Origin of the sequence: Hydrogenophaga sp. Root209 (genome assembly GCF_001428625.1) — a bacterium.
In the GTDB taxonomy this organism is placed as follows: Bacteria; Pseudomonadota; Gammaproteobacteria; order Burkholderiales; family Burkholderiaceae_C; genus Hydrogenophaga.
The window spans coordinates 78,435-94,456 of sequence record NZ_LMIE01000022.1 but is presented as its reverse complement, the minus strand read 5'-3'; the positions used below and the strand labels follow the sequence as shown (position 1 = coordinate 94,456).

Genomic DNA, 16,022 nt, shown 5'->3' with positions numbered 1-16,022 from the left:
CACCATGGGCGCCGCCGACCGCACCGTTCAACACCTGCGCTTGCGCGCGCCCAGCGCCCAGGCCGCGATGCGCGCGACACACCGGCTCGAAGACGCGCTGCGCTGCGCCAGCCTGCCCGATGCGGGGGAACGTGTGCTGCTGGTGCGCCGGCTTCACCTGGGGCGCCTGCCTGAAGGCTTGTCGTCGCAGAGCCTGAGCTTGCTGATCGAGCAGCGCGTGGCGGCGTTGGGCGGTGCGTGGGTGCACGGCGGCGAGGAGCGTGCGACCTTCAGCGACACGGTGTTCTTCGAGGGCCGCTGGCAGGCCGCCAGCATCGCGCTCGACCGCCGCGCGCGAGGTCTGCCGCTGGCGGCCTGGTACTGGCGCGCTGCATTGCCCGACGTGTCCTTGCAAGCCGACCCACAGGCCTTCGTGCCGGGTTTGTGGCGTTGCCTGGAGCGCGAAGCGGCGGCGTCGGCCAGCCAGTCGGCGCTGGTGGCGGACGCGGTGGCGCGAGGCCACGGTGACTGGCTGGTGCGCTACCTGTCGCACACCCTGGGCCCGACACGGGGCGCGTCGCTCACGCAGGAGACCACCGCCGATTCGTTCGATGGCGGCGAGGCTGACGTGGGCGTCGTCCACTACCGCGATCCACACGGCGTCGACGTGCCCCGCGCCTGGCCCGCGGCTTTGCATGCGCACTTGCGGGCCGCCGGGTGGCGCGCGCACCGCACGCGCGCCACACTCCCGCCGTCCGTTGGGCGCAGCGGGTCGCCAGGCGTTTCCATGCCACCGATGGATTTGACCGAAGAGCGGCCACGCGCGGCAGCCGCAGCACCCGGTGCGGTGACGACCGGCGCCACCGCCGACATGTCCACACGGGAAGATGCCGACGCGCCGCGCGCGACATCGGTGGGGGGCCTGCTGTTCCTGCTGCCGGTGCTGAGCGGACTGGGCTTTGTCGAGTGGCAGGCGCAACACGCCGACCCGCCCTTGTGCGCGCCCATCCTGCGGCTGGCCTTGCGGCACCTGCGCGTGGCCAAGACCGACCCGGCCTGGGCGCTGGTGGACAGCCTGCCCGCCGCAGCGGGGCCGTGGTCGCGGTCGCACGGCGAGATGGCTGCCGCGTGGCTGGACGCGTGCCGTCGCGAGCTCTACCGTGCGGACAAGCTGAGCCTGGCGCGGCTGTGCCGGCGCCCGGCCCGGCTGCGCTGGAGCGCGACCCACCTCGACGTGCAGCTGGACCTGCGGCACGCCGACATCCGCGTGCGCCGGCAGGGGTTCGATCTGGACCCGGGCTGGCTGCCCTGGCTGGGCCGGGTGGTCACGTTCAGCTACCAGCGGCTGGACCCGCTGCCATGAACGCTCCTCACACCGTCAACGCCGGTGCGCGCCTTGCGCCACCGCCGCTGCACGAGTTGGCGCTGGCTGCGCTGGTCGACACGGCCCACACGGCGCTGGACGGGCCCGAGCTGACATGGCTGCACGCGCGCCGCCTGCACTGCGGCTTTGCACCGGTGGAGGCCTTCCACCAATGGGAGCAGGACACGCCCGCCCACGATGCGCAGCTGCTCGCACTGGCGCGCGAGCTGCGGCTCAGCTGGGGCGAATTGATCGCCGTGGCGCTGGCGGCGGCGGTGGAGCACGACGCGATGGTGGGCCGCGTGGTGGCGTGGTGGCAGACACCGGCGGGTGGCCCCCGGCCATCGTTGGGTCTGATCGACGAGATCGCCCGCGCGCTGGGACTGAGCGCGGCGAGCGCGGGCATCGTCAACGGGCAGGCGATCGCCACCGGGCTGCTGCAGTGGCCGGACGACAGCCGCCCCTTGCCCGAGTTGACCGTGAAGACGCCGGTGGCCCTGGCCATGGCGCTGCGTGGCCAGGGCGGCCACTGGGGCGGTGTCCGGCCGCTGGTGCTGGACGAAACGCTGGTGGTCGCTTCGATCCGCGATGCGGCGCGGCAGCAGGCGCGTGGGTTGGTTGTTGATCCCGCCAGTGGCGTTCACGCGGGGCCGTGCGTGCTGGTGGTGCGCAGCGGACACCCGCGCGAAGCGCGCAACGCGGCCGCGCTCGTGGCCCAGGCGCTGGAGCGTGTGCCGGTGCTGCTGGAGGACGCTGCGCCCACCGGGCTGGGGCCGTGGCTGTGGCTCAGGGGTTCGGTGCCCGTCGTGTGCGCCGAACTCGCGCCCGGCGAGACGCGCCGCCTGCCTGCGCTGCCGGGTCACAGCGGGCCGGTGCTGGTGGCCTCAGGCCCGGACGGCAGCTTTGAGTGGGACGGCGACACCGTGGGCAGCTGGTCGGTGCCGGTGCCGGGCTCGCACGAGCGTGAGGCCTTGTGGCGATCGAACCTGGGCCCTGGCGAACTCGCGGGCGCGCTCGGCCGCGCGCACCGCTATGACGCCGCGCAAATCCAGATGCTGGCCCGCACGGCACACCAGCATGCCCGCGCTCAGGGCGCGGACGCGCCGACCGTGGCGCATGTGCGGCTGGCCGCTCGCGCGGGCGTGGCGGGCGAACTCGGCAGCCTGGCCGAACGGCTGCCGCAGGAGGTGCCGGACGAGGCCTTGCTGGTCACCGAACAGCTGCGCACGGCACTCGCCTCGTTCCTGCAGCGCTGCGCGGTGCGCGAACACCTGGTGGACGGCCTGGGCGTCTCGGCGCGCACGCGCTACAGCCCCGGCGTGCGGGGTCTGTTCGTTGGACCGTCGGGCACCGGCAAGACGCTGGCCGCCGGCTGGCTGGCAACAAAGCTCGGTGTGCCGCTGTACCGGGTGGACCTGGCCTCGGTGTCGAGCAAGTACATCGGCGAGACCGAGAAGAACCTCGCGCGGCTGTTCGCGCGCGCCGAACGCACCGAAGCCGTCCTGCTGTTCGACGAAGCCGACGCGCTGTTCGGCAAGCGCACAGAGGTCAAGGAGTCCAACGACCGGTTTGCCAACGCCCAGACCAACTACCTGCTGCAGCGCATCGAATCGTTTGAGGGCATCGTGATCCTCACGAGCAACAGCCGCACGCGGTTCGACCCGGCCTTCACGCGCCGGCTCGACGCCATCCTGGAATTCACGCAGCCTTCGCCGGAAGAACGGCGCGCGTTGTGGCTGGCCCACCTGGGCGAGGGCCACACGCTGTCGGCGGCGGAGATCAACCGGCTGGCCTGCCTGTTCGATCTGGCGGGCGGGCACATCCGCAATGTGGTGCTGAGCGCGGCGGTGAGTGCCTCGCGTGGCGGGCAGGCCATCGGCGAGGCCGACGTGATGGCCGGGCTGGTGGAGGAATACCGCAAGCTGGGCAAACAGCTGCCCAACGGGCTGGCGCGCGCGGGGCCGTGATGCACGCGAGTCCCATCCCGCGTCCCCGGTCCCCGGCACCGTCACGGCCTCGCGCGCGACCGGGCGGGCCACGCACCGACGCACCCGAGGCCGAGCGCCGCACGCCGCGCTATCTCGACCGCACGGGCTCGCCCGAGGTGGGCGACGCGCTGCGCGCCTCGGGGCTCGCGCCGGACAGCGAAGCCAGCGCCGAGGTGTTGCCACCGGAGCTGATCGACAGCACCGTGATCGACGCCGAGCTGGCCGAGGTGACGGCCTCACCCGGCATCGAGGCCGAGCGCGCACCGGGGCGGCCGACCGTGTTGCAACCGCCCGCCGCTGCGCGTGCCGCGCTGGTCGCTGAAGCGCCGGCGGCATCGGCGCATGACAGCGCCGCAGTGCCAACCGATCCGGCCCGGGAACCACCAGAGGCGACACCGGAAGGTGGGGCCTCGGACGAAGCACCGGCCGGGGTCGTGCCCGACCCCGAAGCGGTGCCCGAGCTGGTGGCCACCGAGGAGACCGCCGAAACAACGGAGGCCGAGGCCGAAACCGTGCCAGCGGTGCCCGCCACGCTCGACGAAGCGGTGCCACCGCCGCAACCCGAAGCGCTGCGCGCCCACGTGCCCGAACGCGCATTGACCGAGGACGAGTTCATCGCGGTGGTCGAGTCGACGCAGACGCCCGAACAGGATCTGGCGCAGGCCGCTCAATGGCTGGCGGAACTGCGCGCCGAGTCCGAGGCCGCGAAGGCGGCCATCCTGGCCGACGCCCAGTTGCAGAAGGACACGGTGCTGGCGGCCGCGGCGGCCGAGGCCGAGGCGGTGAGAGGTGCGGCTGCGGGCGCCATCGCGGGGGTGCGATCGCGGGGTGCTGCCGCGCGCTCGGCGCTGGCGGCGCAATTGCAGGCGAAGAAGGCCGCGCTGGCCGAGCAGGTCGCGGGGCAGGTGGCGCGTGTGGACGCGGCCTCGGCCGCGAAGATGGAGTTGGCGCAGGCCCAGCTTGACGAACGGCAAAGCCGCGTCACCGCGTCCGCTGAAAGCGAACAGGCGCGCCCGGCCGAACTGGCGCAGGCCGAGGCGCAGCGGGCCACGGCCGCCCTGGAGTCGGCGGCGGCCGAATGCGACGCGGCCGGCGAGGCGGAAGCCGCGAAGCACCCCGGCGGGGACGATGGCAACCCGGACCAGCGCGCCGCCGCGCGCGAGGTGGGCAGCGAGAGCGCGCAGGACATCCGCGCGAAGAAAGCGGACCTGGCCGAAGATATCCGCTCGCGCAGCGACGATGCGTCCACCCGCTACGGCGAGTACGCGCAGAGCGTGAGCGATCAGATCGACATGGCGCGCGCGGATCTCCTTCCCTCGCTGATGGAGTTCGCGGCCCAGGCCACGGCCTCGTTGCAGGCCAGCGCCCAGGGCGTGAGCGACAGCCTGGACCAGCGCCATGCCGCGGATCTCGACGCGCTGCAGTCGTCGGAAGACAGCGCGGTGGGCCAGGTGGCTCAGGCGCGGCAGGCCAGCCTGGCGCGCATGGATGGTGAAGCGCAAGCGGCCTGCGCGGGCATCGACACGCAGGCCGGGATCCTGGTGGCCAACATCGACGTGGCGCTGCAGGAAACCGAGGCGGTGGTGATGGGTGGCGGCGAGGTGTTCCTGCTTGGCGTGCTCGATGTGATCGCCAGCGCGCGCCTGGGCCTGCAGACGGCGGCGTCCGACGGGCGCACCGCGTTGGCAACCACGGCGCAGGCGAGCGTGAGCGCGCTGGGCCAGGAGACGCAGGGCCTGGCTGTGCAAGTCGCGCAGGTGGTCAGCAGCATGGCGGCGGGCACGAGGTCGCTGGTGGCGGCGGCCGACGCGGCGGGCGACGGCATCGTGCAGGGGCAGGCCACGCAGGGCGAGCAAACCGCGGAGGCGGTGGCGCTGCAGCAGGACGGGCTGATCGAACCCGTGATGGCGCAGATCGACGAGGCGCTGGACGAGGCCGAAGCGGCCATGACCGACCTCACCACCGAGTTCGCCACCGGTCTGGAGGCGGGGGTGGACGAGAGCATCGAGCAGGCCATCCTGCCGCGCACGGACGACGTGGAGACGCGCACGGCCGAAGCCGCCGACCAGGCCGACGACGCGTGGTACGAAGGCCTGGCGCGCGCCATCGGCCAGATCGTGATCGGGCTGGTCATCATGGTGGCTGTGGCGCTGGTGGTCGCGGCGATCGCCGCCGCCTTCGGCGTGATCCTCACGGCGTGGACGGCCGTGATGATCGCCGGCGCCATCCTGCTCGTGGTGGGCTTCGTGCTGGCCTTGCGGGCGCGCTCGCAGCAGGAACAACTGGCCGACGCACCCTGGTACGAGGTCGCGGCCATCGCGCTGGGCGACACGGTGGGCTATGTCGGCATCCACGAAGCCGCGAGCGGCCACGATTTCGTCACGGGCGACCGCCTCACCGAGGGCGAGCGCACCGAACGCGGAACCATGGGCGTGGTGACGATGGTGTCGCTGGCGCTGGGGGTGCGCGGCGCCATCAAGGGGCCACCCGGGGGCGCGTTCGTGCGTCCCAGCGCCTTGCCGCGCGGGCTCTTTGGCATGCGATCTGGCCCGGGCGGTTTTGTCGGGCTGCGCGGCGCCATGGGCCAGATGGGGCGCGGCATGCGGGCGGTGGGTGTGGAGATGTGGGCCGGCACGCGCGGCGGCGCCAGCAGCGCGGTGGAGTGGGTGCGCACGCGGGTGCTGCGCATGGAGCCGACGCGGCCGGCACCCGAGCTGCTGGCGCGGGTGGGTGAGCCCAGCACCGCCGAGACGATCCGGGCCAACGAACTGCCCTACCGCCTGCCCCCCGAGGTGTACGTGGCCGAACGGGGCCGCCCCATCGATGTCTCCCGCCTCGACCCGAACCAGCGCTATCTGTGGGTGGTGGACCCCGAGGGGCGCGTGATCATCGCGCCCGAGACGCAGCCGGGCTTTGGCCGGGTGGTCAAACACGGCGATCTGGTGCCGGGTGGCGGTGGTGAGTTTCGCGGCTCGGCGCGGGCGGGTGGTGAGCTCAACGCGCGCCTCAACCGGGCGACCGGGGAATACGTGTGGGAGATGGACAGCGACTCCAGCTACAGCTTCGCGCGCACCGACAAAGGTACGTTGACCGAGCCCAGCCGCAGGGCCGCGCACGATGTGCTCACGGAGACCGGCACCAACACCGAGTACATCGATGTGCTGGCGAAACCGCGCAACCCGAACTCACCCACCCGGCACACACCCGCCGCGCCGCGCCCCGGTGGCGCCCCGGGTGTGGTGCCCGCCCGGTTGCCGCCGGACACCAGCCCACGCGCGCGCGAAGAAGGGGCCGTGGTGGTGCCGTGAGGCGCCCGCTCAGAGCGAGGTCCGCAAGCGCCAGATCTCCGGAAACAGCACCACATCCAGCATCTTGCGCAGGTAGCTCACGCCGCCTGTGCCACCGGTGCCGCGCTTGAAGCCGATCACGCGTTCCACCGTGGTGACATGGCGGAAACGCCAGAGGCGGAAGGTGTCTTCGAGGTCGGTGAGTTCTTCGCCGAGCTGGTACAGGTCCCAGTGGTCCTTGGGGTTGCGGTAGACCTGCAGCCAGGCCTGCTCGACCGCGTCGCTGGCCTCGTAGGGCTGGGTCCAGTCGCGCTCGGTGTGGCTCTGCGGCACCGCGATGCCGCGGCGCGCGAGCAGGCGCAGGGCTTCGTCGTAGAGCGATGGCGCTTCATACGCGGCCTGCACGATGGCCAGCCGCTCGGGGCTGTGCGCATGGGGTTTCAGCATGGCGGCGTTCTTGTTGCCCATGGCGAATTCGATGCAGCGGTACTGGTGGCTCTGGAAACCGCTGGACTGCGCGAGGTAGGGGCGCAGCGCGCTGTACTCGGGCGGCGTCATGGTGGCGAGCACGTCCCAGGCGTGCACCAGCTGTTCCATGATCTTGCTCACACGCGCGAGCATCTTGAACGCGGGCTGCAGTTCGTCCGCGGCGATGTGCGCTTTTGCCGCGTGCAGCTCGTGCAGCATGAGCTTCATCCAGAGTTCGCTGGTCTGGTGCTGGATGATGAAGAGCATCTCGTCGTGCGCGGGCGAGAGCGGTTTCTGCGCGTTCAGAACGCTGTCGAGTTGCAGGTAGTCGCCGTAGCTCATGTCGCGGCTGAAGTCGAGCTGCGCGCCTTCCTCGCGCACGATGTCTTCGGGTTTGGCGGAGGTGGGTTGATGGGGGCACATGATCAGGTCACCGCGTGTTTCTGGTTGAACTCGGCGCGCTGCCACTCGCCACTGTCCAACACCTGCTTCAGGTGTTCGACCGAGTGCCACACGTCTTCGAAGCCGATGTAGAGCGGGGTGAAGCCGAAGCGCAGGATGTCCTTCGCCCCCGTTCGCCCTGAGCCTGTCGAAGGGTCGCCGGCGCGGTAGTCGCCGACCACGCCGCGTGCGATGAGCGCTTGCACGATGGCGTAGGCGCCTTCGTCCTTGGTCAAGCAGACTTGCGAACCGCGTTGTGCGTGCGAGAGCGGTGTTGCCAGGCCGATGCCGTGGCCCTGGCAGCGCTCGTCCACCAGCGAGATGAAGAGATCGGTGAGCGCGAGCGACTTGGTGCGCAGCGCGGCCATGCCACCAACGGACTCGGTGGCCAGCAGCGTGTCCACGCCGCACTCGAGCGCGGCCAGGCTGATCATGGGTTGGGTGCCGCATTGGTAGCGTGTGATGCCGGGCGCGGGCTGGTAGTCGGGTGTGAAAGCAAACGGTGTGGCGTGGCCCCACCAGCCGGCCAGGGGCTGCCAGAAGCGGTCGGTGTGGCGCGGGTTGACCCACACGAAGGCCGGGGCGCCCGGGCCGCCGTTGAGGTACTTGTAGCCGCAGCCCACCGCGTAGTCGGCTCCCGCGCCGGTGAGGTCCACCGGCACGGCGCCCGCGCTGTGTGCGAGGTCCCACAGCATGAGTGCGCCGGCCGCGTGTGCGGCGGCGGTCACGGTGGGCATGTCGTGCATGGCGCCGGTGCGGTAGTTCACGTGCGTGAGCATGAGCACGGCCACCTCGGACGTGAGGGCCGCGGCAATCTCTTCAGGTTCGACCAGGACCAGATCGAAGCCACGCTCCTTGCACAGCGCCTCGGCGATGTAGAGGTCGGTCGGGAAGTTGCTGCGCTCACTCACGATGCGCTTGCGCTGCGGGTGGTCGGCGGTGCTGAGGTTGAGCGCGGCCGAGAGCACCTTGAAGAGGTTGATGGAGGTGCTGTCGGTGGCCACCACGGTGCCGGGTGCCGCTCCGATCAGTCGGGCGATCTTGTCGCCCACCTTTTGCGGCATGGCGAACCAGCCGTTTTTGTTCCAGCTCTGGATCAGGTCGGTGCCCCATTCGCGGGTGACCACGTCGGCCACGCGCGCGGGTGTGGCGCGCGGCATCACGCCGAGCGAATTGCCGTCGAGGTAGATGGTGCCTTCGGGCAGGTGGAAGAGGTCGCGCAGGGAGCGCAGCGGGTCTTGCGCGTCGAGTGCGCGGCAGTCGTGAAGGGTCGTTGTCATGGTGGTTCTCAAGAGGGCTTCGACAGGCTCAGCCCGAACGGTTTCAGAGTTCCCGGAGGATGGCGCGCACGGGGCTGGCGTCGGCGGTGGTGAGTTTCAGGGGCAGGGCGATGAGCTCGTAGTCGCCTTCGGGCACGTCGTCGAGCAGCAGGTTTTCCAGCACGCGCAGGCCGCGGCGGCGGATGGTGTGGTGGCTGTCCAGCGTCTTGCTGTTGGCCGGGTCGATGCTGGCGCTGTCGATGCCGATCAGCAGCACGCCCAGGTCGGCGAGTTGTTCCACGGTTTCTGGAGCGAAGGCGGGCAGGGCGTCGTCGAACGCGTCTTGCGGCTGGCGCTCGTAGACGCGGATCAGCACTCTTTCAGGCAAGTCAGCGAGTGCATGTGCAATGTGTTCGGGCCGCACCAGCGGGCCGCAACCGATGGCGTGGATCACGCGGCAGGGACCGAGGAAGGCGTCGAGCGAAACCTCACCAATGGATGCGCCATCCGCGTCGTAGTGCAGTGGCGCGTCGGCGTGCGCACCCACATGTGGCGAAAGCGTGATCGCGCTCACGTTGACCGGGCAGCCCGGGCCGATGGTGGCGGCCCAGGTCTGGGTGTAGGCCGTGTCCCCCGGAAACACCGGGGAAGCTGCGTGCACGGGTGGGGAGATGTCCCAGAGTTTGTTCATGGTGCGGTGAAGGTAGCACCGTGAAAAAAACCGTGGTGTCGGTTAATCCCAACAGGCCTCAAAAAAGTTGAGGCCTGAAGTAAATGCGACCTTCAGTCTGCCCCGTCGACGGGCGGCAGGCCGTGGCGCTGGCGTGCGCGGGTGCAGGCGTCGCTGCCCTCTTCGAACTCACGGCAGGGCGATGGGCGCCACTCGTAGATGCCGCAACCGATCTTCTTGCCGAGCTGGCCGGTGAGCGCGGCGCAGCGGGGTGGCGAGTGGTCGGTGCCGCGCATGCGCATGGTGGTGTTGGTGACTTCCACCGCCAGGCCCGAAGGCACCGAGCCGCCCATGTCCTGCATTTCATGGACCGAAAAATCAACGCGAAAGCACGCGCAACAGGCGCCGCAAGCGGTACAAAAGCTCATGAACCTGCGCTGGCCCTGACCACCGCAGGCGCCCGGTACACCAGCACCTTGAGCGAGCGCTCGTCGGAGACATCGGCGAACACCGCGGGGTTGGCCAGGCGTTGCTCGAACACCAGCTCGGGTGCGGCTTCGCGCATCTGGTCCATCAGAAAGGCCGGGCTGAGTTGCGGCGCGTTCAGGCACAGCAGCACGCGGCCTTCGGGGCGCAGCAGATCGGGCAGGCGACGGATGAGTTTGATGTAGTCCTGGGTGGCCACGAAGCTGCCCTTCTGGTGACTCGGCGGATCAACGATCACCAGGCCGTACGGACCCCCGCGCGTGATCTTGCCCCAGGTCTTGAAGATGTCATGCACGAGGAAGCTCGCGCCCGAGGGCAGGGCGTTGATGGGGTGGTTCTGCTGACCGATGGCCATGGCGCCAGCGCTCATGTCAACGTTCACCACCTGCTTCGCGCCGCCCTGAAGCGCCACCACCGAAAACGCGCAGGTGTAGGCAAACAGGTTGAGCACCTTGTGGCCCGCGGCATGCTCGCGCACCCATTGCCGGCCTTCGGCCATGTCGAGAAACAGGCCGTGGTTTTGCCCTTTGAGCACGTGCACCAGGTAACGCGCGCCGCGCTCGCTGACCACGTGCGGATCGGGCACGCTGCCGGCCATCAGGCGGGTGTCGGCCTGGCCCTCGCCTCGGCACTGGAACACCCAGTTCAGTGGCTCACCCGGCGCGATCTCGTTCCAGCGCGCCGACAAGGCTTCACCGATCACGGTCAGGGTGTCTTCGGACACCGGCTGGAAGCTGGTGAGCAGCCAGACCGGTGGAAACGCATCCAGCGTCCAGTGTTCGCAGCCCGGGTGCAGACCACCGCGACCGTGGAAGACACGGCGGGCGTCGGTGCCGGGTTCAATGCGCGCGATCGCGTCGAGCAGGGCCTGCATCAAGCCGCTCTCAGGCCAGGCGGCCGAGCAGCAAGAATTCCATGAGTGCCTTTTGCGCGTGCATGCGGTTCTCGGCTTCGTCCCACACCACCGACTGCGGACCGTCGATGACCTCGGCGCTGACCTCTTCGCCGCGGTGCGCCGGCAGGCAGTGCATAAAGAGCGCGTCGGGCTTGGCGGTGCGCATCATGTCTTCGTCCACGCACCACCGTTTGAAGGCCTCGCGGCGCACCTCGTTCTCGGCCTCGAAGCCCATGCTGGTCCACACGTCGGTGGTGACCAGGTCGGCGCCAGCGCAGGCTTCGCGCGGGTCCTTGAAGACCTTGTAACAGTCGCGGTTGCTGATGCCGGCGAGCACCGGGTCGACCTCGTAGCCGCCGGGCGTGCTCACATGCACCGTGAAGCCGAGCAGCTCGGCCGCCTGCAGCCAGGTATTGGCCATGTTGTTGCCGTCACCCACCCAGGCCACCACCTTGCCCTTGATGGCGTCCAGCGGCTGGCCGCTGGCGGCCGGGCGGTACTCCACCAGCGTGAAGAGGTCGGCCAGGATCTGGCAGGGGTGGAATTCGTTGGTCAGGCCGTTGATCACCGGCACGCGCGAGTGCGCGGCAAACGCCTCGATCTTGCGCTGCTCGAAGGTGCGGATCATCACCAGGTCGACCATGCGGCTGATCACCTTGGCGCTGTCTTCGATGGGCTCGGCGCGGCCGAGCTGGCTGTCGCCGGTGGTCAGGTGCACCACCGAACCACCCATCTGGTACATGCCGGCCTCGAAGCTCACGCGGGTGCGCGTGCTGGCCTTCTCGAAGATCATGGCCAATGTGCGGTCGGGGTCAGCGAAAGGCTGGTACTTCTCGAACGCCTTGAACTTCTTCTTGATGTGGGCGGCGCGCTCCAGCACGTGGGCGCATTCGGCCGCGCTCAGGTCCTTGAACTGCAGGTAGTGGCGGATCGTCATGTCGGGCTCTGCTCGGCAAAAAAGGCGTGGATCAAGGGAAGCAGGATGGCGAGCACCTCGTCGGCTTCGGCGATGGTCATGATCAGCGGCGGCACCAGGCGGATCACGCTGTCGGCGGTGACGCTGATCAGAAGGCCGGCGTCGGCGGCGCGCTGGGTGAGGGCGCCGCAGGGCTGGGTGAGTTCGACGCCGATCATCAAGCCCTGGCCGCGGATCTCTTTCAGGCCAGCGTGGCCGCCCAGGCTTTTCTCCAGCGCCTCGCGCAGGTGTGCGCCCACGCGCTCGGCGTTGGCCAGCAGGCCGTCTTCTTCAATGATGCGGATGGTTTCCACCCCGGCGCGCATGGCCAGCGGGTTGCCGCCGAAGGTGGTGCCGTGGTTGCCCGGCTGGAAGATGTTGGCGGCCTTGGGGCCGGCCACCACCGCGCCAATGGGCACGCCCGAGCCCAGGCCCTTGGCCAGCGGCATCACGTCGGGCACGATGCCCGCCCACTGGTGGGCAAACCACTTGCCGGTGCGGCCCATGCCGCATTGCACCTCGTCGATCATGAGCAGCCAGTCCTGCTGGTCGCACAGCGCGCGCACGTCCTGGAGGTACTGCGCGCGCATCGGGTTCACGCCGCCTTCGCCCTGGATGGTCTCGAAGAACACGGCGACCACGTTGGGGTTGCCCACGGTGGCCTTCTTGAGCGCTTCGATGTCGTTGAGCGGCACGCGGATGAAGCCTTCCACCAGCGGGCCGAAGCCGGCCTGCACCTTGGGGTTGCCGGTGGCCGAGAGCGTGGCGATGCTGCGGCCGTGGAAAGCCTTCTCATAGACCACGATCTCGGGGCGCTCGATGCCCTTGTCGTGGCCGTACTTGCGCGCCAGCTTCAGGGCCGCTTCGTTGGCTTCCAGGCCGGTGCTGCAGAAAAACACATTGGTCAGCCCCGAGCGCTCCACCAGCATCTGCGCCAGGCGTTCCTGGTCGGGGATGTGGTAATAGTTGCAGCAGTGGATCATCTTGGCCACCTGGTCCTGCAAGGCAGGCACCAATTTGGGGTGGCCGTGGCCCAGGGTGTTCACGGCAATGCCGGCCAGCGCGTCGATGTATTCCTTGCCGTTCACGTCCCACACCCGCACGCCTTTGCCGTGCGACATCGCGACCGGCAGGCGGCCGTAGGTGTTCATCACATGGGGCGAGGCGACGGGTTTGAGGGCGGCGTTCATGCGGTGACTCCGGAAAAGAAAGGCGCTGGAGGGGCCAAAAAGAAAGCGGCTCAACGAAGGTTGAGCCGTCGAAGCGCGATTTTAGGCGCAGCGCCCGGGCATCATCATTGCTTGTTGGGCATCGCTGAAATGCGCCGCGACCGGGTGTTCCGGGTCCGGGTAATCCCTCGTTTCAAGTCTTATATAAGATATAATACCCATCGCTTCCAGCGGCGAGCGATCCTCGTTCCGGTGGTGGTTTTCTCCTCTGCACGGCCCTCCATCCGAAGGCTTCTCCCGATGGTTTCACCGACAGCCAAACAAGTCTTCATCCAGGGCATCACCCAGAACGGCCGTACCTTCCGGCCGAGCGACTGGGCCGAGCGTTTGGCCGGCGTCATGAGCCCGTTTCGCCCAGGTGGCGCACAACCGGGCAGCCACCTGAGTTACTCCCCCTGGTGCGTCCCCAACACCATCAACGGCGTCAAGTGCGTGGTGGTCCACGTGGACTTGCGCGAAGCCGAACCCATGGCCTGGGACTTCTGCATGAACTTTGCGCGGGACAACGATCTGCAGGTGGCCGAAGCTTGTTTGTTGCCGGACCTGCCGCGGTCTTCCTGAGGCTTTTCTCCCGCTTGTTTTCTCCGGTTGGTCCGGTCTCGGCGGCCATGGAGCACGGCTCCGCGAATGTCCTCCGAGCCGGCTTCGCCGCCTCTCCCCCTTTATTTCGCTGCGCCCTGCCCCATGGCCGCCGATGACCTTGTTGGCTTTCGGTCTGTGGTTGAGCCAACATCACGCCAGCTCGTGAGTGAGTGGCGTTCTGCGCAGCGGCATCAAGGAGGAGGGACGGCGCAGCCGGCCCGGAGGACAGCCGCGGAGCAGGGCGACGCTCGCTCACGAGCCCACGAGGTGCAGGCGAGAGGTGTCTTCGAAACACACAGACCTGAAGAAGCCCAGACGCAAAAAAGCCGTCTTTCGACGGCTTTTTTGCTTTTGCTGGCAGCGCACCCGTTTCAAACGGCAGACCTTTGCAGGTCCGGGCTGGTGGTCTGACAGGGCCAGACCGGTGGGGTTCAGGCAGCGGCTGCTGCGAGGCCCTTGACTTTGGTCGACAGGCGGCTCTTGTCGCGAGCGGCCTTGTTCTTGTGGAAGATGCCCTTGTCGGCAACGATGTCCACCACTTTTTGCATCTTGGCGAACAATTCGGTCGCCTTGTCCTTGTCACCGGCCAGAACGGCTTTTTCCACGTTCTTCACAGCGGTGCGGTACTTGGAGCGCAGCGAGGTGTTGGCTGCGTTGATCTTGACGTCCTGGCGTACGCGCTTGCGGCCAGACGCCAGACGGGGGTTCTTTTTCTTCGGCTTGGTTGCCATGATGTGATTCCTTCAATGTTTGGGGATGATGCCAGCAAAGCCCGCGATTTTAGCACGGGCCAGGATGCTGGCAAGGCTGAACTGGGTGCCCCGGCGGCGCGTCGCTACACTCGCGCCGTGACCTTGTTCAAATCCGCCTCTCTCGTTTCCCTGCTCACCCTCGCTTCCCGCATCACGGGATTGGTGCGCGAACTGCTCATGGCGGCCACCTTTGGCGCTAGTGCGCTGACCGACGCGTTCAACGTCGCCTTCCGCATTCCCAACCTGCTGCGCCGCCTCTTCGCCGAGGGTGCTTTCAGCCAGGCATTCGTGCCGGTGCTGGCGGGTGCGCGTGAGAAGGAGGGCGACGACGCCACGCGCTTGATGGTCAACCAGATTGCCACCGTGCTGGCCTGGGCGCTCACGTTCACCTGCGTGCTGGGTGTGCTGGGCGCGCCGGTGCTGGTGTGGGCCATGGCCAGCGGTCTGAGCGAGGAAGGGTTCAATGCCGCCGTCTTCATGACGCGCTGGATGTTTCCCTACATCGCCTTCATGTCGTTCGTGGCGCTCTCGGCCGGCATCCTGAACACCTGGAAGCGCTTTGCTGTGCCGGCGGCCACGCCGGTGCTGCTCAACGTGGCGATGATCGCCGCCGCTTATTGGGGCGCGCCCTGGTTCGCCACGCAGGGCATCGAGCCGATCTTTGCCATGGCGGGGGGCGTGTTGCTCGGAGGCGCGCTGCAGCTCGGTGTGCAGTTGCCTGCGCTGCGCAAGCTGGGCATGCTGCCGCGCGTGAGCCTGCGCTGGTCGGGCCTGAAGGCCGCCTGGGCCCACCCGGGAACGCGCCGCGTGACGACGCTCATGCTGCCGGCCCTGCTCGGCGTGAGCGTGGCGCAGATATCGCTGCTGATCAACACGCAGATCGCGTCGCACCTGACGACCGGCAGCGTGAGCTGGCTCACCTATGCCGACCGCTTGATGGAGTTCCCCACGGCCATGCTGGGTGTGGCGCTGGGTGTGGTGCTGCTGCCGCAGCTCGCCGCGGCCAAGGCGGCCGACGACACCGCGCGCTACAGCGGCCTGCTGGACTGGGGTCTTCGCCTGGTGGTGCTGCTGGCCGTGCCCTGCGCGGTGGCGCTGCTCACCTTTGCACAGCCGCTGGTGGCGGTGCTCTACCACTACGGCGCCTTCACCGCGGCCGACGTGCAGCGCACCGCCAGCGCGCTCATGGGCTACGGCGCCGGGCTCATCGGCCTGATCGCCATCAAGGTGCTGGCGCCGGGTTTCTACGCCCGCCAGGACATCCGCACGCCGGTGAAAATCGCCATCGTGGTGCTGATCCTCACGCAGGTGCTCAACTACCTGCTGGTGCCCCATCTGGCGCACGCCGGGCTGGCGCTGGCCATCGGCATCGGCGCCATGGTCAACGCCTTGTTCCTGCTGATCGGCCTGATGCGCCGGGGCGCCTACCGTCCTTCGCCTGGATGGGCTCGATTTGGCTCACAGGTGGTGGCCTCCAGTGCCTTGCTGGCCGTGTTCCTGATGTGGGTGGCCGCCCGGGTGAACTGGCTGGATTTCGAGGGCCGGGCACTGGAGCGCGTGGGCTTGCTGACGCTGTGCGTGCTGGGTGGTGTTTTGGTCTATTTTCTTACCCTGTTGCTGGCGGGGTTGAACTTGCGCCAGTTCGTTCGAAAATGACGTAACCTGCGG

At 68.8% G+C, this 16,022-nt stretch carries 13 protein-coding genes; 5 read left to right on the top strand and 8 right to left on the bottom strand.

Translation table 11 applies throughout. The annotated features are described in order from the left end of the window. Positions 1-4 precede the first annotated feature (4 nt). Genes ASE11_RS11990 through ASE11_RS11980 form a run of 3 tightly spaced genes read left to right on the top strand, consistent with a single transcriptional unit; the run spans position 5 to position 6,638 of the window. The gene (locus ASE11_RS11990; protein ID WP_056271290.1) at positions 5-1,342 is read left to right on the top strand and encodes a hypothetical protein; all 1,338 of its coding nucleotides are present in this window, start codon (positions 5-7) and stop codon (positions 1,340-1,342) included. Then, positions 1,339-3,309 carry an ATP-binding protein gene (locus tag ASE11_RS11985; RefSeq protein WP_056271287.1) on the top strand — a complete coding sequence of 657 codons (1,971 nt, stop codon included), beginning with the start codon at positions 1,339-1,341 and terminating at the stop codon, positions 3,307-3,309. The genes ASE11_RS11990 and ASE11_RS11985 overlap by 4 nt, the downstream gene beginning before the upstream one ends. Beyond that, a complete protein-coding gene (locus ASE11_RS11980; RefSeq protein ID WP_056271284.1) occupies positions 3,309-6,638 on the top strand; it encodes a hypothetical protein in 3,330 nt (1,109 codons plus the stop codon). Before ASE11_RS11985 ends, ASE11_RS11980 begins: the two co-directional genes overlap by 1 nt. Positions 6,639-6,647: 9 nt before the next feature. Here ASE11_RS11980 and kynA read toward each other — a convergent pair whose 3' ends face one another. From kynA to ASE11_RS11945, 7 genes are all read right to left on the bottom strand, one after another. Beyond that, the gene (gene kynA / locus ASE11_RS11975) at positions 6,648-7,508 is read right to left on the bottom strand and encodes a tryptophan 2,3-dioxygenase (protein ID WP_056271281.1); all 861 of its coding nucleotides are present in this window, start codon (positions 7,506-7,508) and stop codon (positions 6,648-6,650) included. 2 nt (positions 7,509-7,510) lie between these two features. Beyond that, positions 7,511-8,806, bottom strand: a complete 1,296-nt coding sequence (gene kynU / locus ASE11_RS11970) for a kynureninase (RefSeq protein WP_056271278.1) — start codon at positions 8,804-8,806, stop codon at positions 7,511-7,513. A 43-nt stretch (positions 8,807-8,849) separates the two neighbouring features. Beyond that, positions 8,850-9,476, bottom strand: coding sequence for an arylformamidase (kynB, locus tag ASE11_RS11965; RefSeq protein ID WP_056271275.1), 627 nt, complete (start codon positions 9,474-9,476; stop codon positions 8,850-8,852). Positions 9,477-9,568: 92 nt separating this feature from the next. After that, positions 9,569-9,883, bottom strand: a complete 315-nt coding sequence (locus ASE11_RS11960; RefSeq protein WP_056271272.1) for a YkgJ family cysteine cluster protein — start codon at positions 9,881-9,883, stop codon at positions 9,569-9,571. Further along, a complete protein-coding gene (locus ASE11_RS11955; RefSeq protein ID WP_056271268.1) occupies positions 9,880-10,815 on the bottom strand; it encodes a class I SAM-dependent methyltransferase in 936 nt (311 codons plus the stop codon). Before ASE11_RS11955 ends, ASE11_RS11960 begins: the two co-directional genes overlap by 4 nt. Before the next feature lie 10 nt (positions 10,816-10,825). Further along, positions 10,826-11,773 carry an ornithine carbamoyltransferase gene (argF, locus tag ASE11_RS11950; RefSeq protein WP_056271264.1) on the bottom strand — a complete coding sequence of 316 codons (948 nt, stop codon included), beginning with the start codon at positions 11,771-11,773 and terminating at the stop codon, positions 10,826-10,828. Then, positions 11,770-12,981 (bottom strand): aspartate aminotransferase family protein, encoded by a 1,212-nt coding sequence (locus ASE11_RS11945; RefSeq protein WP_056271261.1) that lies wholly within the window; start codon positions 12,979-12,981, stop codon positions 11,770-11,772. The genes argF and ASE11_RS11945 overlap by 4 nt, the downstream gene beginning before the upstream one ends. A 279-nt stretch (positions 12,982-13,260) precedes the next feature. On the opposite strand from ASE11_RS11945, the gene ASE11_RS11940 reads away from it, so the two are divergent. Further along, entirely contained in the window at positions 13,261-13,581 is a 321-nt protein-coding gene (locus tag ASE11_RS11940; protein WP_056271256.1) for a DUF3579 domain-containing protein, read from the top strand. Between the two features lie 452 nt (positions 13,582-14,033). Here the strand turns inward: ASE11_RS11940 and rpsT are convergent, their stop codons facing one another. Next, positions 14,034-14,333, bottom strand: a complete 300-nt coding sequence (gene rpsT / locus ASE11_RS11935; RefSeq protein WP_069047062.1) for a 30S ribosomal protein S20 — start codon at positions 14,331-14,333, stop codon at positions 14,034-14,036. A 117-nt stretch (positions 14,334-14,450) separates the two neighbouring features. Between rpsT and murJ the strand changes: the two genes are divergently transcribed. Further along, the gene (gene murJ / locus ASE11_RS11930; protein ID WP_056272179.1) at positions 14,451-16,010 is read left to right on the top strand and encodes a murein biosynthesis integral membrane protein MurJ; all 1,560 of its coding nucleotides are present in this window, start codon (positions 14,451-14,453) and stop codon (positions 16,008-16,010) included. Positions 16,011-16,022 lie beyond the last annotated feature (12 nt).